This window comes from Psychrobacter sp. Sarcosine-3u-12 (assembly GCF_002836005.1).
GTDB classification, from domain to species: Bacteria; Pseudomonadota; Gammaproteobacteria; order Pseudomonadales; family Moraxellaceae; genus Psychrobacter; species Psychrobacter okhotskensis.
Map to the genome: position 1 here is coordinate 55,301 of NZ_PJBY01000078.1, position 19,948 is coordinate 75,248.

Genomic DNA, 19,948 nt, shown 5'->3' on the forward strand with positions numbered 1-19,948 from the left:
TTATTCATGCTCGAAGCCGTAGTTTTCAAAGCTATAATTTCTGGAGCTATTGCTGCTGATTTAACCAATCTACTGCCATTTGCCATAACTCAGGTGCCTTGGCATTGGTTCGACTACTAAAATAGCGCATATGACCAATGCTGCTCAGACCAAAGTCTTTTGGCTTAAAAAAGCGTTTTTCGACCGGCATCTTTGTATAGACGCGAATCATGTCGTCGATGTTTTTGCTATTGGCAATTTCGTCATCGCTAAAGCCTAACCACAGTGCTGGCATGCGAATGTCATCATAAAAATGCGTATGAATGCTTTTGCCAAAGGCGGTTTTGATATAACCTGAGCCATTGCACCATTCGCGCCACTGACGAGCCACGCCGCGCGGTAGCGGTTCGCCCATGCCGATTTTATCTGATGGGGTATAGCCCAGCGCAAAGTTCGTAACAGGAATGAATGCATCCATAAAGCCCATTGCCTTGAGTTTATAAGGCATGTCCATGTTTTTGATGCAACCTGACGAGCAAGCGACATTGAACACCGAGGTGATAGCGTCATAATTGCGCATCAAACCAATCAGCTGACCGCCTGCGCTATGACCGACGAGATGGTAAGAAGCATCGGGAAATTCATCTTGCAACGCATCGAGGACGGCTGGCATGTCATGACGACCCCAACTTATCAGCGAGGCATCACATTTGGCCAAATCGGTTGCTAGTGACTCGCCGATACCTTCGTTGTCAAAGGTCAGAACTCCGAAGCCCTGCGCTGCTAAATGGCTCGCAAAGTTATGATAAAACTGACGTTTGATACCGGTAGCAGGCGCTATCATGACAGCGGCTTTGACCGCTTCTGTAGGGCGATAAACCGTTGCGGCCAATGCCTGATTGCGCTCGGTCATGATGCTTAGTGAGTAGCTGCCGTTATCATCGTTGCTTTCATAGTCATTAGTAGCGTCGATCGTGTCGCCTTGCGGTGCTACAGAAGATGGCGTGTGATTATTATGCATAAAAATACCTTGATGAGTTTTTTCGTTTTTATTAAGGATGATAAATGTTGGCCTGCAACGTTTTATGACAGGTTAGTGCTAAAAAATGTAGTCATTGCGTAGTGATAAATCGTTGCTACCGCGTGATAGCATGGCTTATGTTAAGATAAACGCTAGCAAATAGCAGCATAATGAGCGTTGTTTTATCTCTCTCATGAGTCACCGGATTTATGCTATTTTTACTGGCGGTTTATAAAAAACCCAATATATACAATAGCTATGAATTCGACTGATGTTTATTATGCGTAATTAATAGACTGCTGACAACACCTTGGGCCTCATCAGAACGCCTCATTAGAAGCTTTTATCAGCAAAGCATGAAAACAGTAAAAGGTGGCGGCACTGCAGAATACAGCGAGTTAACATTAGTGATAAGCGTCATATTGTGTCATTCTAATAAGCGATAAAACCTTTTACTGAACCATCCAAGACAATAATCCAAGCAAACTTAGGAGCGTTATATGCAAATGAAAATTAATAATGATACTTATGAAGTGATTACCAGCCAAGACATTACGAATATCGAAAAAGCGGTGGATAAATCAACCCTAGCGATGCCATTGGTGGCTGTTTATTGTGGATCACGGTTGGGTAATAGTGAGGTTTATGAGCAGGCAGCGCGTGAGCTTGGTCGTGCTCTAGCCGATAATGGCATGGGCTTGGTTTATGGCGGTGCCAGCATTGGTCTGATGGGCGCGGTCGCCGATGAAGTGATTAAAGGCGGCGCACAAGCCGTTGGGGTGATTCCTACCTTTATGCTTAAGCACGAAATCGCTCATGAGGGTCTTACGCGTCTGCATCTGACCGATACCATGCATACGCGTAAGACAGTCATGGCGGAGTACGCCGATGCGTTTATTACCTTACCCGGTGGCCTTGGTACGCTCGAAGAGATTATGGAAATCGCCACATGGCGTCAGTTGTATCAACATGAAAAGCCCATGATTATTCTGAATATCAATGGTTTTTATGATCGGATGATTGAGCACCTAAAATATACTACAGAACAAGGCTTTATGAAGCAGCAAGATCTAGAGCGTTTGGTGGTTTGTAATACCATCGGTGAAGCGATTGAGTTGCTGCAGACAGTTGTAACGATAGATAATGCAGTTGATACTGAAAAAATGGCAGGTAATTAAAGACCGGCGCTGTATATTTCTTTAACATGGCTAATTAACAGGTATAAAGACGTTGAATAAATATACCTCTGTCAGAATATGAAACGTTAAATTGTGCCATTGTATATAAGAAAAAGGGAGGGCGTTGCTAGTAATTAGCAACGCCCTCCCTTTTTCTTAATAATTTTTAACGTTGTTTTTTGCCAAATTTAACACCTCGTTAAAACAGCTAGTCAACTGCAAATACAAATATCTAAGGCTGAACTGATGTCAAACTCTCTAACGCAATCTCACGAATGCTATGATTAACATCTGCCATCGCCGCTGGGAAGCCACGGTCTTCAGCCAAGCCGCGTGCTACTTTATCAATCGTTAAGCTGTCATTGTGGGCTAGATAGGCCCAGTCATGTGTATAGCGGCTACGATTGGCCACTGTGTCGTTATCTATTAAACCGAGATCGGTCAGCTCATCGACGATTTGATCGGCAGCAATCAAGGTGGACGATGCTTTGACATTTTCCGCGCGGGCGTAGCGTATATTTGAGTATAAGCTCACATCTGCCACCCGTAGTGTATCGTCCTGACCAGGAATTTGCTGCCCACCATATAAGGCATTACCGATAGTGCGCGCGCTATTAAAGGTCGGCACAAACTCTGCTACGTATTCAATTGCTTGCTGACTACGCGCTTGCAGTGGTGCTTTGTCCCAGCCATCTTCGATATAATGTACATATTGCTGCGGCAACTTAGGCTGCGCGCTGCCTTTATTAGAGGCCACCAATCCATCATTGAACAAGGTAATGGCTTTACTCATGCCATGGATTTGGAAGTAACCACCTGGATAAGGTGTTAGCTGTGCCATACCTTCTGGCGTACCTCGACTGCCGTACACGATGATTTCGGGTATCTGTCCGCCAGCGTCACCCCAATGCGTGATATAAGAAGATTTGAACTCAACCATACGCTCGACTTTGACGCCCACCATATCGTCGATGACACCGGTGCGAAAGCCGCAAGCATTGACTAGGTAATCGACTTCGATAGACTCAGGTTGAGACTCACCAGCTTGCTGATAATCGACGCGCCATTTTGTCACATGGTGATCAGCGTTGGTACAGTTCTCACAATCGACAGGCATGACTTGCTTGATTTGCGTATTGGTAAAGACGTGCGCGTGCTCATAGCCTTCTAACGCAAGGTGCGCAGAAGCGGCTAAACGAAAAATATTCCAGCCATATTCTTGTACGACAATGAGCGGAAACTTTACTTTATTCAAGTCCAAATACTTAGCAACCGGTATCATCCATTCGTCAACCGTGCTCGGTATCGCGACTTGCTCACGTTCAGACAGCGCAATCAGTTGCTCATGACTATAGAGCTGATAGTAGTTTTCCGGTTCGCCCAGTACTTTGTTATTGCTGTCTTTGGCGATGAGCTCACGATATGCGTCCGTCAAGATATCGAGACGCGGTAGCAAATCTTCAGGCAAGCCTTCATCACGCGTCGGTACCGCGAACACCGTTGGACGTACGTCGATGGTATAGGGATAAAGGCGCAAGATATCGATACACTGCTTAAGTAGTGCAACGCAATCCTCGTCAGGGATTTCACGATATAGATTACCACCCGCGTGCAAATGGCACATGGGTGGACCATCGATCAGTGATTTTTTCTTCTCAAATACGTAGGTCTCAAGGCCTAGAGCTGCTAAGCGAATGGCAATCGTTGCCCCTGCAGTACCGCCACCCAAGATGCCGACACGTTTGGTAGATGGGTGGTTCTTTATTGCCACCGCTGTTGTATCAAGTTTAGTAGCTGGAGACTTAATCTCTTTGAGATCAGTCTCTTGAGCACCAGTATCTTTAGAGGGATTTTTACTTAAATTATTGGTCATTGTCGTGGTTATATCCTTAATAGCATCAGCATCGGGACATGCTCCGCTTATTCATATAATTGTCTGGGCATATAAATTTCTGATCATGTCAGCGTCTTGGATCGTGCTATAGCTATTTATATGTGTGCGAAGGTAGCCAAGTTCAACATTCATATGGAACCGCTATAGTCATACTTTTAATGGCTTGATTCTTGTTATCGACTATTTATTATAGATAACGTTATTTTACGAAAACCTATTAGGGATATGACGGCAAATACGTAAGTAGATACATTAGTTTTGTCAACGAACTGCCATGAATTCTCTTAGCTATAAAAGTTAGAAGTAGAAATAAGACGCCTAGCATTATTTAAGTACGATCAACCCTTACTTAAGCATAATTAATTCTTTAAGCGTCTGCAAACACGTGCTGCCTTCGTTCATAAAATTAACCCTATAGTTTACTAATTTGTAATATTCGCGAGTTTTTGTAAGTTTATATGCCGACAAAAACGACCGTTTTAGGGCATATGCTATAGTAAAATTACTTGAAATCAGCTGTGAGAGTAAAGTGTATGAAAATAAAGCAGTTGGCTGAGCGTATCACTGAACTATCGCACAAATCAGCAGATTGCAATATTGATAATTAATAAACACTATGTTCAATAAAAATTCAATTCCATAAAAATCCAAATTAATGAGATGTTTTTTTTAAATACAAGGAAGTGATTATGAAACGTATTTTGATGTTATCTGCCCTAGCTAGTGTATTGACCGTAACGGGTTGTTCGACGCTAAACAATGTGTTTGGCAATGACGATTCAGGCATGCATGATGTACAAGCTACCATGAGCAATAAAGCACCAGTTGCCAGCATGAATGGGATGCTAGTGGATGCCACCAACAAAATGACGCTATACACCTTTGACAAAGATTCCATGAACAAATCGGAGTGTGGCTCGGCATGTCTACTGGCTTGGCCGGCGTTTATGGCACCGAGTAATGCCCAAGCTTCTGGTCAGTTTGCCGCTTTCCAACGGGAAGATGGTAAGTATCAATGGGCTGTCAATGGCAAGCCTTTGTATTTTTATGCCAACGATACAAAAGTAGGTGATACCGACGGCGACAATAAGCTTGGCGTTTGGCATATTGTTAAAACTAAATAACTTGGTAAAGTGTTAACCTTAAGCCAAAAAAAAGCAGCCAATATAGTGGCTGCTTTTTTGTGTTCAGATTGAGATGATTTTCATAACTTCAAATAATGCTCAACAGACTCTAGTTAAATTAAGCCAAAAAGTGATGTATGACTTTTTTATAAGTTTAGGAGATATCTGCTAAAACTTCCGCCTGAACGATCTCCAAGGCAACTTCCTCTGTTGTTTCTTTTCTATATAAAGGGAAGAAATCTGAGCTTAAGTCACTTTCTGAAAACCAACTATCAGCAACCAGCGCTGCATACTTTACGGGATTGACGATTAGTCTATAGGTTTTAAACAACAACTCTTGCGAGCTAAAGCCTTTTTTATATTCATATAAAGAATCTAGAGCGGCACCAACGCCACCGCCGAGGTGTAGCAATTCATAACGATTTTCTCTACCCCAGTCACGAGCAACATGAGTAATTAACTTTGAAGGCTGCAAGTTAGTATAAGCGTTGAGTGTTCCGCCGAGATGGAATTGCATGATACCTGATTCTTTACAGGTCGTATAAATAGAGGAGGCGATTGCTTTGTCTTCTTGATAAGCGGTGATTAATACGATTCTATCTTGAAGGTTCTCAAGCAAGTTGAAGAAATAATCATCGTCAAAAAAGTAGTATTGGCTGGCGTTGACCTGTGCCATGGTTTCTTTATAAATGCTGGAGAACACCATGGCATTTTCTCTGGTCAATTGCTCAATCTTGGTCACGACGTTCATTTTTACCGCTTTTTTGATACCTCTACGGTGTCGATTTTGGGTTTCTCCCCAGTGCTCCTCGGCCGACTTGCTCAAGTCAGACATCAATGTCAGTCCGTGAGTTAGAGCTTTACCAACCGTTGGAATCCATTCTTTATTAATGATGGGATGCAGTCTCATGAATAAGGAGACACAGCCTTTGGCAAAGAGGGCAGCTCTGATTGCTTCCATAATGATGTCTACCTCGGCATCAGTTAAGGACTTGTCCATCAAGGGGCCACCGTAGCCATAAGTAGAAGTGGCATCCCAATATTGAGCATCAGTATATTCGCAATTACTGTTCTCAGAATCAGTATATTCGCAATTGGTATTTTCACGATTAATGTCTCTAATGATAATTGGCAAAAACACTTTTTTATTTTTATAGTGAGCGATGATACCCTGCGGTTTACCCTTGTCTACGATAGCTGAGGCAGCAATCCAGCCAGATAAATGATAGATATCAAAATGATAGTCGGCGATGTTTTTGTCCCAGTTTTTATCTATAGTGACAAAGTCGATATTTACTGTATCCATCTTTCTGCTCCCTCAGTGTTATGTTTATATTCGTAAATTCATATATATGAATATAACAATAACTATAAGGGTTAACAAGCAAATAAATGGATTTATTCATTTATTTGCATATATTTGTTTAGCAAATAGTGCAGGGCTATAAAAAAGCCAAAAAAAACAGCCATCGTAGTGGCTGCTTTTTTCAGTGAATACTTTTTAATAAGATTTCAGTATTATTTTGTGGTTTTCTGTACCAACTCGCCATCGATTTGAATAGGCACATTGGTCGTGATGCCAGATGCATAAGCCGTCATACCGTAAGCAGCGCGATCGATATTACCCGTTGCGCGAAAACCAATAACGGGCTCTTTAGTAAGAGGGCTATTAGCAATTTTGTTCAACGTCACATCTAATGTAAGTGGCTTAGTTTGACCAAGCATGGTGAAATCACCTGTTATTTTTGCTTGTTGTGGATTGATAAAACTGACCTTAGTAGACTTGAACGTCATCGTTGGATATTTGGCCACATTAAAAAACTCATCGGTTTTTAAATGCTTATCACGGGCATCCCAATTGGTATCGATACTATCAGTTGCGATCGTAAAGTTCATATTGGTCTTGTTAGGGGTTTTGATATCGTAATTAACCGTACCTTGTACGTCACCAAAATGACCCATAGTCGTTGAAAACCCTAGGTGATTGACAGAGAACCCAACACGAGTATGTGAGTCATCTAATTGCCATTGGCTAGGTAGTGCCGCGCTCGCCATGGTAGTGATTGCCAGTGCAGAGCTGATGAGTAGGGCTTTAGTAGTGTTTTTTAGAGCAGCGTTTATCATTGCTTATTATCCTTATTTAGTGAGGGTTGATTAAATAGTGATTCAGTTAATAGAGGACCTGTCATAAACCTCGATACTAAAAGATAAGTATTGTTTAAATAATCTACAATTATAATTGGTATTAAGTGGTTTGTCTAATCAAATATTATACTAGCATAAAACAGTTATCTCAAGACCATTGTCGGTTTGCTAACGTTTGATTACCTATGATTATCATAACTGCTGCTTGCATCAAACGGCAAAAACCGTTAAAATCGCGGTTTGATTTTCCCGCTGGGGAAGGCTAAGTGAGCAGAGGTATGGTATTGGGTGCTGGAATAAGCCAGTGATGCAGTTGCCAGCCTTGCAAATGTCCTTAGTGCCTCAGTTACGTATGCACAGTTTTATATATACTTTTTTATGAGAGCTTTTTTGTAAGAATTTCTTTATAAAAATTCGACACATCGTCGAGAAGACTGTAAATACATCGGACATAGAGAGTTTATTATGCGTAAAGATATCCATCCTGATTACCAAGAAGTTTTATTCCACGACACTAACGCTGACGTGTTTTTTTTGACTCGTTCAACCGCTAAAACCAAAGCCACTCGTGAATACGAAGGTAAAGAATATCCATACTACCCACTTGATATTTCAAGTGCGTCGCATCCATTCTATACTGGCGAGCAACGTAAAACTTCTACCGAAGGTCGTGTTGCTAGCTTTAACAAACGCTTTGGCGCGTTTGGTGGCCGTAACAAGAAAGCTGCCGACTCTGCTGAACAAGCTGCTGATTCAGCTGAATAAATTACGCTTATCGCGTCAATTTATTTTGCTAAGCCATAAAAAAACCGCTGATTATTCAGCGGTTTTTTTTGTTTAAATTTCAGGCTATCAGTTTTCGAGATTTAATTTAAGCTATAGTCAAAATATCCTAAAAACGCTATGGTATTGCTGATATCAAGTTTTTGTAGCCTCTGTCTGCGCAGGCACAGCAAGCAAAATGGATATCAGCAGTGCGTGGATGGTTCGATATAACTTTTCACTGACTATATCTATATCAGCTTTTAGACAGTAGGGCTGCTCAATTCGGCAGCTGATGAATTAAGCAATTTGACAATAAGCTCTGCCAGTTGCTGAGCCCAGTAGCCATACATTAAGCTACTAGGGTGAAAGCCATCACTAGCGAACATCACCTTGATATCAATTGGCGTACCATTAGAGTGCTCTTCTATCATCCGTGGAAAATCGGTAGCCATATAAGTGACGCCCTCATTACTCGCACACACTTGCTGTAATGTCTTATCAAGGATTGAGGCTTTGGCACCGACGAAGTTATTCAAAGGGGTCGGTATCGCAGGCATTTGTGCCATGGGCGGTAGACTCAAAAAAATCAATTGCCGTACGCCAAATTTACGCTGAGCGATAGTAATAATGTCTTCGATTTGCTGCTGCCATTTACTCACAGAGACGTTTGAGGTAGTGTCATTAACACCAACACTCAGCACCATCACATCGACAGCTTGACTAGGCGTAGGCAGGACATAAAGCCTGCGCAAGATATCGAAGCTGGTATGTCCAGTGGTCGCTTGCAACGACCAAATTAGGCTATCAAACTGGGTATTAATCTCGGATTGCTGCGCTAAGATAGGCATCAAATTACCAACCAGCGCTTCTTGTTGCGTCTGACTACCGACACCCGCTGCTGCTGAATCTCCAACGACCATGATATTTAGTGTTTGCTTGGTCTTATCTTTAGTATTAGCAGTGGCATCAGTCGGTTTGCCTAATTGGATATGTCCGTGTCGCTCTCCATTTGGCTCAGGCAAGCGCACCGTATCACGCTTGATTTTGCGACCTTGGTAAAGATAAATAGGGGCCAGTAGGACGTCTCTTGCGACCGAGGCTATTTTATTGCTATTTACCATCCTGCACGCTCCCGAATCGTAGTGAGGCTGTCTTCTACCAATAATTTGCCATCGATATAAACGTCACGTAATAGGTTGTCTGCACCAGCGGGTAAGTCATTCACTTTGATGGTTTTTGGCTTGCCATTAGTGCTTTGTATTAATGCCAAGCGACCTTTTTTTGAGCGTTTCGAGCGGCTGGTGACAGGATCTTTATAGATATCTTTCCATACGCCATCGATAGAGATGGCACTGGCTTTCATCGCCCAGCTCATGGTATCGCGATTGACTTGTTGTAGTAGACCACCGCCCATGCCAAAGGTAATATTGTCAGCACTAAAGCCTGCCTTTATGACCACGTCGATAATTTTGCTCAAGCTTTGCGGGCTAATGCCATCCCCTTGGATGACACGTACATAATCTGGCAAAACTTTGTAGCCTTTGCTATTAATAGTCGTGCCAAATTTCACTGCCAAGCGCTCCAGCGCCTCGCGAACTACTTTAGCAGGCTCACCACTATCAGGCCTGATGACTAAAGTACCGCCCATGTTTTTTACGTCGTCCTTCAAGCTGCCACCCCAAATATTGTCAATGGCATTCCATAAATCATAGCTATCAGAGACCACTGAAAAACTTTTGCCAGTCCCGCCAAACTGCTCAATCATATTGGCAAATGCCGCTGTCTCACCATCACGACCCCAAGCAGTCATGGTGCTGTGTTCAGCCGCAGGGATAGAAAACGCAGGCATGTCTTTATCCATTTGATACCAGCGACTGGCAGCCACCAAAGCCGTCATTGAGTCTGTGCCAGCAAAGTTCACCAAATGTGCCAAGCTGCCCAGTGCGACAGATTCTTGACTAGACGCACCGCGTGAGCCAAAGTCATGTAAGCGGAACGTCAGTGATTCGGTATTATCTGCTGATTTTTCTAGCGCTTGACGAATGATGCCTTTGCAATAGTGCGAGACACTGGCGACCGTCGACGGATACCAGATAGCACGGAGTAATGCCGTTTCGATATAACTTGGTAGCCAATAGAATTCTGGGTCAGTATTGATAATCTGACAGACCACATTGGAGACGGACACGATGCTGCCTTCAGGTATGGCTTCGATACGTAGTGGCAAATAGCCGCCATGCTTATCAACCAAACGCTCCCAACCTGCACGGTTAAAGGTTAAGCCATGCGCTTGAATCAGTATTTCGGCTTCATCAATGTCTTGGTGGGTGATCGGAGTGCTCAGGTATTCTTTTATAAAGGCTTGCAGACCAAAGAACACTACGTCGTAATCGCCTTTACGCGCTTCAATATAGCTGGATAGGTACTCACTACCGCTTGGATATTGCACCCAATGTGAGGTTTTATAGCTGTCGCTATTTAAGATTAAATTGTTTAAATTGCTGGTATACATCACAGAACTCCTCTGCTTTGAGTGAAATGGACGACTCGCATCACTGTTGAGCCTTAAATGGATTAAAAGTACGTTGTGTACATTAGCATCCATTTATTGCTAAACAGTCTAACGATTCATCCATTGACAACATCCAGTCAGGATAACTAAATGCTGCGTAATAACCCGTACCGTCTATCGGTTTGGGCGGTGAAAATATAAGTGGCACTGGTAAAACCAAACCTATAAGGTAAATTATATAGAGTGTCATTGATTGAAAGTGGGGCATTAATGCACTAAACAGTCAGCGACAGAACACCTTATAAGCCAACCATTTTGGTGATAATCGCATAATGATCTTCAAACATCATGGTAGCATCGAGCTCGGCAAGTGGTAGCCAAAATGCTTTGGCCGCGTCGTCACCGCCTTTCACTTTGGGCAGACCTTTCGGGTCGTTTTTTAGCTGAAAGTAAAAGGCTTGAGTAATCGTGCGACCACGCGCTGAGCGGTAAGGGTCGTCAAAGGTATGCTGACTATGACAAGAGCCGCGTAATACTGGCTCTGGGACTTTAAGGCGTGTCTCTTCGCGTAGCTCACGGATACAGGCGTCAAATAGGGTCTCTTTTGGATTCAAAAAACCACCGGGCAGTGCCCACAGCCCGCGCCCTGGCATGCTGCGACGTTCTACCAACAGAATATGACCTGACTGGACGACCAAAGCGTCTGCCGTCATAAAGGTAGGCGGGTAAGGCGCAGACTCCCATTGTCTTTTATACTTATCGACGAAGTCAGCTTCTTCGTGCAACTGTTGATAATCCTCGGTTTTCTTGAAGTCATTTAGGACGTTGCGGGTCGACTCAGGGGTGCGCTCAGGCGTTGGCGTGGCACCCATCAGATAACTATCCCGAATAGGGGTAGCCGATAGATTGTGATAATTGGGCACAGAGACAGACGCCCAGTTGGGGAATAGCGATAAATAATATGATGAGCTGTCCTTTGAATGACCAATGAGACCGATATCGGTCTGCAAGTCGCCAGTGACTGACTTTACGCCTGCTTGCACGTATTGCAGCCAGCGCGTGTCATTGTAGAGCGCATCATCGAGTCCAACGCAGTGAATACGCGCGGCATCTGCTGTTGAATACGCGCCTTTAATCATCGCGGCGCGCTCAGCAACGCTAAAAGGGTTGCGTAAACTACGTGGTAAGTTTGCGGAGCCGATGAGCATGATGACATTGTCGGCACGCTTCAATGCTTCATCCACGACCGCTTTGTGCCCGCAATGAAACGGCTGAAAGCGGCCAATAAACACCAAATAACGATAGTGCTTTTTGTCCTGCTTATCTGGGTTTTGTGTATCTAGATTTTGCTCTGATAATCCACTCATAGACGCCACTTTCCTACGACTTATTTTTTATTGGTTAAAAATTGATGACGCTAATACTGACACAGCCTATGACTTTCTGACAAGTATAAAGATGTGTAGGGGTGTGTCATCGTTACCTTGCATGCTTCTCTATCCATGCGGTTACCGTTGGCCAAATCTCTGTAGCAGCATTACGGCTTATCATAATGCGGCTATGGGTATAATCATCCAAGTCTCCATGGTCAAGGGAATACTCTCGAAAGACGTTTTTTGGGTTAGCAAACTTATCAAAAAACAACTGACAACCACGGGTTGGCGAAATAAAATGGTCACCTTTGGCACTGATCGCATAGATAGGCGTAGTAATAGTTGGCATATGCTGACGATAATCGAAGCGGCTGTTATTAGATACAGTATGAGATGCAGGATTTTCAGATGCGATATTAGAGGGTGTGTTTTTATCAATCGTCGTTGTTTCAAATTTATTTTGTTCGATGAAACTGCTTTTAAAGTCTTTGTTTAGGTTCCAGTCGTACCACTGGTTCATCGTATAGTAGCTTTCGTTAATAGGGCCAAGCTTGAGTCGGTTGGCAGGGAGGTAGCCAAGCATACGGTTGAGAGTTTTGACGGCAAGAATTTTGACGTGGTTTTTAGAGCTTACGATAGCGCCATAAACTTGACAGGCAAACATACTGATACTGTTTATGTGGTTAATGTACTGCGGATGTTGGATTAAAAACATCGTTAAGCAGGCACCGCCGCCACTGTGGGTGACGCAATGTAGATTATCCAGTGTTAACTCAGTAAACAAGTAACGAAAGGTGGCCTCAAAATCATAGGTTGCAACGGTTTCGAAGTTGAATTTGTCTGTTGGTATCGAGCTTGCACCATGACCGCGCCATTCCATAATGTAGCAATGATGACCAAGTTGTGCCAGATAGTGGGCGATTCTCAAACACGTCTGTTTGTCCGAAAAGGTCCCATGGGTCAATAGGATGTTTTGTGCTTTTATCCCAGGCGCATGAGCGGTGAGAACATCAGTTTTGTTTTCATCTTTTGCGGTATACACAATCTTCCAGACGGCTATTTGCTCACCATCTTTGGTGCTTACCAGTTTTAGGGTTTCTGTCATCATAAAACGGTCTCGTCTAGATTGTCTTATTATTATATAGATGATTAGGGCGCGTCTTCAATTCACTCGATAGTCATCTAAATGGGCTAAAAATGGCTAAATCTTGCCAAACATCGTCAAATAGCTTGTTAATATCCCGATATTATCTACGCTATTTTTCTTGTTTGACGGCAATTTATCTCATTTTTATCGCCATTTTTGAAATGAAGACACGCCTTAGGTCATTTGCTGTATCGTTAATGCGGCAGCAATGCTATCGCTACTATGTTTTTATCCTTGATAATTCATTTGCCAGCCTTAATATAAACAATAACAGACGCAGTGTGGGTAATTAAGTTTTTTTGCATCGCATTATTAGTGGTCGCTATTATCTATATTAACGTCACCTATTTATCTTTTATATGTCACCATTAAAAAAACCAATAGTGGCTATTTATAACGGTCACGCTTTAATTCGCAGTAGCGCAGTCGGAATTATCGCCTGAATGCGCTATAATAGTGATTATAAAATCACCAAACCTTTATCAAGATTGCCGTTAGAGCACTATAATATCAGCCGTTATGCTTGATAACTGTTAAACCAAATTGCCCAAATTCACGACACAGCAGCTATGACAGCAGTCGCGTTTGTGTCATAACGCATAGGAAAAATTATGAGTGAGCACAATCAAGCCAGCCAATCAGATCAATCTGCAGACTATGAATCAGCGCTAGATACTGAGCAAACAGAAACGAAAAGTAATATTACCATTACCGAGTCAGCCCAAGGTTATTTGGCCGATTTACTATCTAAACAAGATACTGACGGTATCGGGGTGCGTATCTTCGTCGAGCATCCTGGTACGCCGCGTGCCGAGTGCTGTATGGCTTATAACCAACCGGGCGAAGAAGACAGTGCTGATCTACGTTTTACTTATGATGATTTCTCTGCCTTTATCGAAGCGTCGTCAGTGCCTTATTTAGAAGATGCAGTAATTGACTATAATAAAGACCGTTTCGGTGGTCAGCTGACCTTCCGCGCGCCAAACTCTAAAGTACCGAAAGTCGGTGCTGATGCCAGCGTCGAAGAGCGTATCAACTATGTATTGCAGTCTGAGATTAATCCAGGCTTAGCGGCGCATGGCGGTGACGTACAGTTGCTTGAACTGATTGATGAAGAAGGCGTTGGTCTCACTGCCGTATTGAAATTCGGTGGTGGTTGCCAAGGTTGTTCAGCAGTCGACATGACCTTGCGTCAAGGCGTTGAAGTGCAGCTTAAGCAGCAAATACCAGAGCTGACTCAAGTCATCGATGAGACCGATCATACCCGTACGGAAAACGCTTATTACAAGTAAGCAGTAAGTGTTGATATCAGAAAAATAGCGTGAAATAGGGGTGCTTATGACAGCTTGTCATTAACAAACCTAATATTGGCTATTCTTTTCATAAAGAAGCTGGGTTATGATTAACTCAGCTTTTTTTTATGGCTATCATTTATAAGATGGCTTTTTTAGAGATTATTGGTCAATCGATACCTTTAAATGATTTATTTTGATTGATGCTTTTTTAGTGACTACCAAGGAGTTTGTTATGAGTGATGGACAACCAGAGAGCAATTTAGATAACGGCACAAGACCTACGCAGCGTCTAGAGACCTTAGCGATTCATGCCGGTTATAGTGTTGAGCCAACGACCAAAGCGGTCGCTGTGCCTATTTATCACACCAGCTCGTATGCGTTTGATAGTACCCAGCATGGCGCAGATTTGTTTGATTTAAAAGTCGCAGGTAATATCTATACCCGTATCATGAACCCAACCAATGCGGTATTAGAAGAACGCGTAGCAGCGCTAGAAGGTGGTATTGGCGCGCTTGCGGTTGCATCTGGTATGGCAGCCATTACTTATGCCATTCAAACCATTTGTGAAGCGGGTGATAATATCGTGGCGGTATCAACGCTATATGGTGGTACTTATAATCTATTTGCTCATGCTTTGCCGCGTCAAGGTATCGAAGTCCGCTTCTTTGATCACAAAAATCCTGAAGCGATTCGCGATTTAATCGATGATAAAACCAAGATGGTCTTTGCCGAAAGTATCGGTAATCCACTGGGCAACATTATTGATATTCAAGCACTCAGTGACATCGCGCACGAATATGGTGTGCCAGTGGTGATTGATAGTACGGTTGCCACGCCAGCGATTTGCCGTCCGTTTGAGTTTGGCGCGGATATTGTCATTCATTCATTGACCAAATATATGAGTGGTACGGGCACCTCGATTGGTGGGGCGATTGTCGATAGTGGTACGTTCCCTTGGGGCGATTACCCAGAGCGCTTCCCGTTATTAAACACGCCAGACGACAGCTATCACGGTGTGAACTTCGTCAAAGACGTCGGCGCTGCGGCCTTTATCGCTCGTGCTCGCGTGGCACCATTACGTAATACTGGTGCAGCGTTAAGTCCGCTAAATGCGTTTGGTATCTTGCAAGGGATGGAGACATTGAGCTTACGTATGGAGCGTCATGTACAGAACGCGCAAGCCGTTGCTGAATATCTACGTGACCATGACAAGGTTGCTTGGGTAAAATACGCCGGTCTGCCAGATCATCCTGAGCATGAGCTTGCTAAGAAATACATGAAGGGCACGCCCTCTGCTATTTTGACCTTTGGGGTAAAAGGTGGCCTTGAAGCAGGGGCGCGCTTTATTGATGCGCTACAGCTGATAACGCGCTTGGTCAACATCGGTGATGCCAAATCATTGGCGTGTCATCCAGCGACCACGACCCATCGTCAGCTAAACGAGCAAGAACTTGCCAATGCTGGCGTGAGTACTGATATGGTGCGATTATCGATTGGTATTGAACATATTGATGATATCAAAGCCGATTTAGAGCAGGCTTTAGCCGTGGCTTAATGTGCAAGTTTTTGATGTATTAAAAGTAGGTTCTCTTGAACATTGAAAAAAATAATCTGCCCAAAATAAAGCCCATGTCGATTCGATATGGGCTTTTTTATTAGCGCTTTTTTGTCTTAAAATATATAAAGAGATTAAGCGGACAGTACCCGTTTGGCAATCTCTTTATAGTCCTGCGGCATGAGTCGCGGGCCAAATTGTTGAATCACTTGTGCGGACACTTCGCTGGCAAGACGACCACATTCTGGTAAGGTGTAGTGCTGCGATAGCGCGTATAAGAACGCACCGGCATAGTTGTCGCCAGCTCCATTGGTATCGATGACATTGGCAACGACTGGCGTAGCAATATCATGGACGATTAACTCTGACTCGGCATCAGGTTTATGAGCGATAACAGCCCCTTTTGCGCCATCAGTCACTACCGCAATTTGGCAATGCTCAAGTAGCGCACGTGCAGCTGCTTTGACTTGTTTTTTATCCGTAAAAAGCTTGGCTTCTTCACTATTACAAAATATCACCGCCACTTTATTGCCTAGCATATTGAGCAAACCGTCTTTGGCGAATTTAATCACGGCTGGATCAGCGAAGCTGACCGCTATCTTTGCATTATGAATGCCAGCTTGCTGACGTAACTGAGTCATGGCTGGCTGAATGCCCTCGGACATGGCCAAATAGCCTTCTAGGTATAGCCAATCTGCTTGCGTTAGCGCATCAAAATCGACGTTATCAGCGACAATATCGCTTGAGGTGCCTAGATAAGTCTGCATGGTACGTTCGCCATCTTCTGTAACAGCAACCACACAAGATCCAGTTACACCGCCTGCATGGATAGATTTGTCTGAGGTGGCCACGCCTGCTTCGTGCAAGTCCCTGAGGTAAAAGGCGCCTTGATCATCATCGCCCACACGGCACGCATAAAAGGGTTTGCCGCCTAAGCTGGCAAACGCATACATAGTATTTGCGGCTGAGCCACCACCGGCTTGTTTTGATGGCGCAATTTCTGCAAGTTGGAAGTAGGCCAGCAGTTGCTGCTGCTCTTCGATACCTGCCAAGGTCATATTACCTTTGGTTAAATCTGTCTCTTCTAATGCTGCATCAGATAGCACATATTCGTGGTCAACCAAGGCATTTCCTATCGCCATTACATCGTACATTGTTCATTTCTCCTCAATTAAATTATAAACGGCTATTTTTTATATTCGAAAGTCATTCGGCTTGTAGTTCAAGCAAACGCTGATAAAGGGCATTCTTTTTGACGCCCGTAATATCGGACGCCAATGCAGCCGCTTTTTTGACCGATAAATCCTCTAACAAACGCTGTAATAATTTATCATGAATGCTGATATCGTCAGTATCTTGTGCCGCATCAACGCCAGCGACCACCACGACTATTTCGCCGCGCTGCTGATTGTCATCTGCTTTGACAAACTCAACCAAGTCGCCCAGCGTACTCTTACGAACAGTCTCAAAAGTCTTGGTCAATTCACGGCAAAAAGTCACTTCACGATCGTCGCCAAATATCGTCGCCATATCTTCTAAGCTGGCGATAATACGATGCGGTGCTTCATAAAATATCAATGTTTCGGTACGCGTGTTTAGAGCAGTCAGTTGTTTTTGGCGACCATGAGTTTTCGCTGGTAAAAAACCAATAAAGCTAAAACGGTCTGACGGCAATCCCGCTACAGACAATGCAGCAATAGCGGCAGATGCGCCAACGATAGGTGACACAGTAACCCCAGCGGCATGGGCAGCTTGCACCAATTGATAACCAGGGTCACTGACCAACGGCGTGCCGGCATCACTGATTAAGGCGACCGAATAACCTTGCCCGATCATCTCAATAATTTTAGGCGTTTGAATGGCGCTATTGTGCTCATGATAGGCCCACAGCTTATTATGTCCTTTTTGCTTACCTACAGTCTCGGTGGCATCGGCATTATCAGCGCTATTATGAGTGGCTGGCGCTTTGGTATCGTCCGTTTTACTGCCTTTGCTATCTTTAGTGTCGATGCCAAAATGCGACAACAGTTTACCTGAGGTACGGGTGTCTTCACAGGCAATGATAGCGACTTGCTTTAGGATATCGACCGCATGCGGCGTCATATCGGTGAGATTACCAATCGGCGTGGCAACGATATAAAGACAAGCTGGCATCGCAGTAGGGGTAGACATAAAACCTCGAAGTATTAAAAACAGGAATTAAAAAATAAGGTGGCGCTGGCATTTATCATATATCAATCATTCAAGTAGTGAATAATTAATAGCGATAAAAGGACGCAAAAGTGGTTAGTTTAGCATGTTGTGCTATGATAATTATGAAATGTTGAGCAGACCCATGGACGTTATGGCAGATCATAAACCTTTGACCCTTACTTCACCAAAACAGCGCCAAGGCAGCCGCTTTGAACAACGAGCGTGCGAGTTTTTACATGCGCAAGGATTGCAGCTGATTGCGCAAAACTGGCAGCAGCCTAAAGTTGGTGAATTAGATTTGGTAATGTTGGAGACGGGTTCAGCATGGTCGACGCTGGTATTTATTGAAGTACGCCAGCGCCAGCATTCAGGGTTTGGTGATGCCGCGCTTAGCGTTACGGCAAGCAAACAGCGTAAAGTGATCAAAACAGCTCGTTATTTTTTACAGGCGCACCCTGAATATAGTCACTATGAGTGCCGTTTTGATGTCATTGCTTATGATACGAATAAGGTCAATACTCGCAGCATTGTTGCTAACCATACAAATAAAAATAACCGTGATATCAATGATAAATCAGAGAATAAGCCAGAGTGGCTAAAAAGCGCTTTTATAGCCAGCGCGTGGTAATGTTGCGTTTTGACTGTGTTACCAAACAGGCAAAGAAAATACGACGGCATGTTATCGTTACCAAAAACCTAACCGTCCACCGTAAAAATTAAGTAAAGTAATTGAACGAAAATGGCTAGTCGTAGAAACGATGACGTTAGCGATTACTCAGTCGATAATTCTTACTTTGATATTTGATATTCGATATTTGATAGTTACTCAGTTAAAACTGCTAAACCAATTGAACCCAAACAATCGTCACATCATGCTCTAAGAGGTAAATAATGACACGGATGCATTTGCGCACTGCTATTTTTGGCTTATCACGTCGCACTGCGATAGGCGTTATGCTAATGACTGGTCTCATCAGTACAGGTTGTACCACCAATTATCTGACCAATAGTACCGAGGGCACCTATGGCGTGCCAATGACTGAGCGTACGATTCCACAGCGTCTGCTCGATCGTAGTATTGAGCATACGGTCAAAATCAATGTTTATGGTCTCAAAGAAGACCTACAGCAAACCAGCCGCATGGGCATTGATAGTTTTAACAGTGAAGTGTTGCTGACTGGCGAAGTGCCTACCGAAGCGATTAAAGCAGAAGTCGAAAAAGTCGTGAGCTCTATGCCCGATGTACGCAGTGTCTATAACGAGCTGAGCGTTAGTGCCTCGAAGGGTTATAGCTCAACGGTTCATGATGGCTATATCACCTCCAAGCTGCTGGCAAAAGTCGCGGCAAGTGATGGCGTCAAAGCCTCACAGATCAAAGCGGTGACCGATGATGGGGTGGTTTATATCATGGGACGCATGACGCCTACCCAGCAAAGCCACCTGATTGATATCGCTAACGACACAGTCGGAATCACAGAGCTGGTATTACTGACCACCGTCGTCGATGATAGAGGAGTTAAGTTGGCTGAAGACGATATTATGTATGAAGATAATTTGGCCAACCCTGCCACAGCGCCCGTTATCGACCCTAATGTAAATAATGTCGCAACGGCTGATGCTGCTAGTACTGCGACGCCTATCGTTATAACAGAGGAAGGCGAGTCAGTTACTCAGCCGTCATCTAGTCCTTATATTGACCTTTATCAGAATCAGTAAGCCTTTATTGAGATCAACACGGCCTAATAGGCTTACTGCCGAACAATCACA

General features: G+C 43.8%; 17 protein-coding genes. 7 read left to right on the forward strand and 10 right to left on the reverse strand.

What is annotated here, in order from left to right; all coding sequences use genetic code 11:
- Nucleotides 1-46 precede the first annotated feature (46 nt).
- Complete coding sequence (locus CXF65_RS04095; protein WP_264754726.1) at nt 47-1,000, reverse strand: alpha/beta fold hydrolase; 954 nt, start codon at nt 998-1,000, stop codon at nt 47-49.
- 500 nt (nt 1,001-1,500) lie between these two features.
- Here CXF65_RS04095 and CXF65_RS04100 point away from each other — a divergent pair, with 500 nt between their 5' ends.
- The gene (locus CXF65_RS04100) at nt 1,501-2,178 is read left to right on the forward strand and encodes a TIGR00730 family Rossman fold protein (RefSeq protein ID WP_101211135.1); all 678 of its coding nucleotides are present in this window, start codon (nt 1,501-1,503) and stop codon (nt 2,176-2,178) included.
- Between the two features lie 232 nt (nt 2,179-2,410).
- Here CXF65_RS04100 and CXF65_RS04105 read toward each other — a convergent pair whose 3' ends face one another.
- On the reverse strand, nt 2,411-4,051 hold the full coding sequence (locus CXF65_RS04105) for an FAD-dependent oxidoreductase (protein WP_227523194.1): 1,641 nt from the start codon (nt 4,049-4,051) through the stop codon (nt 2,411-2,413).
- 710 nt (nt 4,052-4,761) lie between these two features.
- Between CXF65_RS04105 and CXF65_RS04110 the strand changes: the two genes are divergently transcribed.
- Nucleotides 4,762-5,196 carry a hypothetical protein gene (locus CXF65_RS04110; protein WP_010200644.1) on the forward strand — a complete coding sequence of 145 codons (435 nt, stop codon included), beginning with the start codon at nt 4,762-4,764 and terminating at the stop codon, nt 5,194-5,196.
- A 154-nt stretch (nt 5,197-5,350) separates the two neighbouring features.
- On the opposite strand, the gene CXF65_RS04115 is transcribed toward CXF65_RS04110, so the two are convergent.
- Together CXF65_RS04115 and CXF65_RS04120 are read right to left on the reverse strand one after the other, a co-directional pair.
- A complete protein-coding gene (locus CXF65_RS04115) occupies nt 5,351-6,502 on the reverse strand; it encodes a GNAT family N-acetyltransferase (protein WP_101211136.1) in 1,152 nt (383 codons plus the stop codon).
- 212 nt (nt 6,503-6,714) lie between these two features.
- Nucleotides 6,715-7,320 carry a YceI family protein gene (locus CXF65_RS04120; RefSeq protein WP_101211137.1) on the reverse strand — a complete coding sequence of 202 codons (606 nt, stop codon included), beginning with the start codon at nt 7,318-7,320 and terminating at the stop codon, nt 6,715-6,717.
- Between the two features lie 486 nt (nt 7,321-7,806).
- Here CXF65_RS04120 and CXF65_RS04125 point away from each other — a divergent pair, with 486 nt between their 5' ends.
- A complete protein-coding gene (locus CXF65_RS04125; RefSeq protein ID WP_025652505.1) occupies nt 7,807-8,106 on the forward strand; it encodes a type B 50S ribosomal protein L31 in 300 nt (99 codons plus the stop codon).
- Nucleotides 8,107-8,366: 260 nt separating this feature from the next.
- Here the strand turns inward: CXF65_RS04125 and CXF65_RS04130 are convergent, their stop codons facing one another.
- The 4 genes from CXF65_RS04130 to CXF65_RS04145 form a co-directional block, all read right to left on the reverse strand.
- The gene (locus CXF65_RS04130; protein ID WP_101211138.1) at nt 8,367-9,227 is read right to left on the reverse strand and encodes an SGNH/GDSL hydrolase family protein; all 861 of its coding nucleotides are present in this window, start codon (nt 9,225-9,227) and stop codon (nt 8,367-8,369) included.
- Nucleotides 9,221-10,618, reverse strand: coding sequence for a nicotinate phosphoribosyltransferase (locus CXF65_RS04135; protein WP_101211139.1), 1,398 nt, complete (start codon nt 10,616-10,618; stop codon nt 9,221-9,223). The genes CXF65_RS04130 and CXF65_RS04135 overlap by 7 nt, the downstream gene beginning before the upstream one ends.
- Before the next feature lie 299 nt (nt 10,619-10,917).
- Nucleotides 10,918-11,985, reverse strand: a complete 1,068-nt coding sequence (locus CXF65_RS04140) for a bifunctional nicotinamide-nucleotide adenylyltransferase/Nudix hydroxylase (RefSeq protein ID WP_101211140.1) — start codon at nt 11,983-11,985, stop codon at nt 10,918-10,920.
- Nucleotides 11,986-12,097: 112 nt separating this feature from the next.
- On the reverse strand, nt 12,098-13,099 hold the full coding sequence (locus tag CXF65_RS04145; RefSeq protein ID WP_101211141.1) for an alpha/beta fold hydrolase: 1,002 nt from the start codon (nt 13,097-13,099) through the stop codon (nt 12,098-12,100).
- 650 nt (nt 13,100-13,749) lie between these two features.
- Between CXF65_RS04145 and nfuA the strand changes: the two genes are divergently transcribed.
- Both nfuA and CXF65_RS04155 read left to right on the forward strand, forming a co-directional pair.
- Entirely contained in the window at nt 13,750-14,430 is a 681-nt protein-coding gene (nfuA, locus tag CXF65_RS04150) for a Fe-S biogenesis protein NfuA (RefSeq protein WP_101211142.1), read from the forward strand.
- Nucleotides 14,431-14,665: 235 nt separating this feature from the next.
- Nucleotides 14,666-15,988, forward strand: a complete 1,323-nt coding sequence (locus CXF65_RS04155) for an O-acetylhomoserine aminocarboxypropyltransferase/cysteine synthase family protein (RefSeq protein ID WP_101211143.1) — start codon at nt 14,666-14,668, stop codon at nt 15,986-15,988.
- Nucleotides 15,989-16,122: 134 nt separating this feature from the next.
- Here the strand turns inward: CXF65_RS04155 and CXF65_RS04160 are convergent, their stop codons facing one another.
- Together CXF65_RS04160 and rsmI are read right to left on the reverse strand one after the other, a co-directional pair.
- The gene (locus CXF65_RS04160) at nt 16,123-17,142 is read right to left on the reverse strand and encodes an adenosine kinase (protein ID WP_101211144.1); all 1,020 of its coding nucleotides are present in this window, start codon (nt 17,140-17,142) and stop codon (nt 16,123-16,125) included.
- Between the two features lie 52 nt (nt 17,143-17,194).
- On the reverse strand, nt 17,195-18,160 hold the full coding sequence (gene rsmI / locus CXF65_RS04165; RefSeq protein WP_101211145.1) for a 16S rRNA (cytidine(1402)-2'-O)-methyltransferase: 966 nt from the start codon (nt 18,158-18,160) through the stop codon (nt 17,195-17,197).
- Nucleotides 18,161-18,284: 124 nt separating this feature from the next.
- Between rsmI and CXF65_RS04170 the strand changes: the two genes are divergently transcribed.
- Nucleotides 18,285-18,809 carry a YraN family protein gene (locus CXF65_RS04170; RefSeq protein ID WP_101211146.1) on the forward strand — a complete coding sequence of 175 codons (525 nt, stop codon included), beginning with the start codon at nt 18,285-18,287 and terminating at the stop codon, nt 18,807-18,809.
- A 263-nt stretch (nt 18,810-19,072) separates the two neighbouring features.
- Nucleotides 19,073-19,897, forward strand: a complete 825-nt coding sequence (locus tag CXF65_RS04175) for a BON domain-containing protein (protein WP_101211147.1) — start codon at nt 19,073-19,075, stop codon at nt 19,895-19,897.
- Nucleotides 19,898-19,948: the final 51 nt, after the last annotated feature.

Coding starts and splice junctions, on each gene's coding strand:
- CXF65_RS04110 (WP_010200644.1), top strand. CDS start 4,762: ATGAAACGTATTTTGATGTTATCTGCCCTAGCTAGTGTATTGACCGTA.
- CXF65_RS04095 (WP_264754726.1), bottom strand. CDS start 1,000: ATGCATAATAATCACACGCCATCTTCTGTAGCACCGCAAGGCGACACG.
- nfuA (WP_101211142.1), top strand. CDS start 13,750: ATGAGTGAGCACAATCAAGCCAGCCAATCAGATCAATCTGCAGACTAT.
- CXF65_RS04145 (WP_101211141.1), bottom strand. CDS start 13,099: ATGATGACAGAAACCCTAAAACTGGTAAGCACCAAAGATGGTGAGCAA.
- CXF65_RS04105 (WP_227523194.1), bottom strand. CDS start 4,051: ATGACCAATAATTTAAGTAAAAATCCCTCTAAAGATACTGGTGCTCAA.
- CXF65_RS04170 (WP_101211146.1), top strand. CDS start 18,285: ATGTTGTGCTATGATAATTATGAAATGTTGAGCAGACCCATGGACGTT.
- CXF65_RS04140 (WP_101211140.1), bottom strand. CDS start 11,985: ATGAGTGGATTATCAGAGCAAAATCTAGATACACAAAACCCAGATAAG.
- CXF65_RS04160 (WP_101211144.1), bottom strand. CDS start 17,142: ATGTACGATGTAATGGCGATAGGAAATGCCTTGGTTGACCACGAATAT.
- CXF65_RS04135 (WP_101211139.1), bottom strand. CDS start 10,618: ATGTATACCAGCAATTTAAACAATTTAATCTTAAATAGCGACAGCTAT.
- CXF65_RS04120 (WP_101211137.1), bottom strand. CDS start 7,320: ATGATAAACGCTGCTCTAAAAAACACTACTAAAGCCCTACTCATCAGC.
- CXF65_RS04125 (WP_025652505.1), top strand. CDS start 7,807: ATGCGTAAAGATATCCATCCTGATTACCAAGAAGTTTTATTCCACGAC.
- CXF65_RS04115 (WP_101211136.1), bottom strand. CDS start 6,502: ATGGATACAGTAAATATCGACTTTGTCACTATAGATAAAAACTGGGAC.
- CXF65_RS04175 (WP_101211147.1), top strand. CDS start 19,073: ATGACACGGATGCATTTGCGCACTGCTATTTTTGGCTTATCACGTCGC.
- CXF65_RS04130 (WP_101211138.1), bottom strand. CDS start 9,227: ATGGTAAATAGCAATAAAATAGCCTCGGTCGCAAGAGACGTCCTACTG.
- CXF65_RS04100 (WP_101211135.1), top strand. CDS start 1,501: ATGCAAATGAAAATTAATAATGATACTTATGAAGTGATTACCAGCCAA.
- rsmI (WP_101211145.1), bottom strand. CDS start 18,160: ATGTCTACCCCTACTGCGATGCCAGCTTGTCTTTATATCGTTGCCACG.
- CXF65_RS04155 (WP_101211143.1), top strand. CDS start 14,666: ATGAGTGATGGACAACCAGAGAGCAATTTAGATAACGGCACAAGACCT.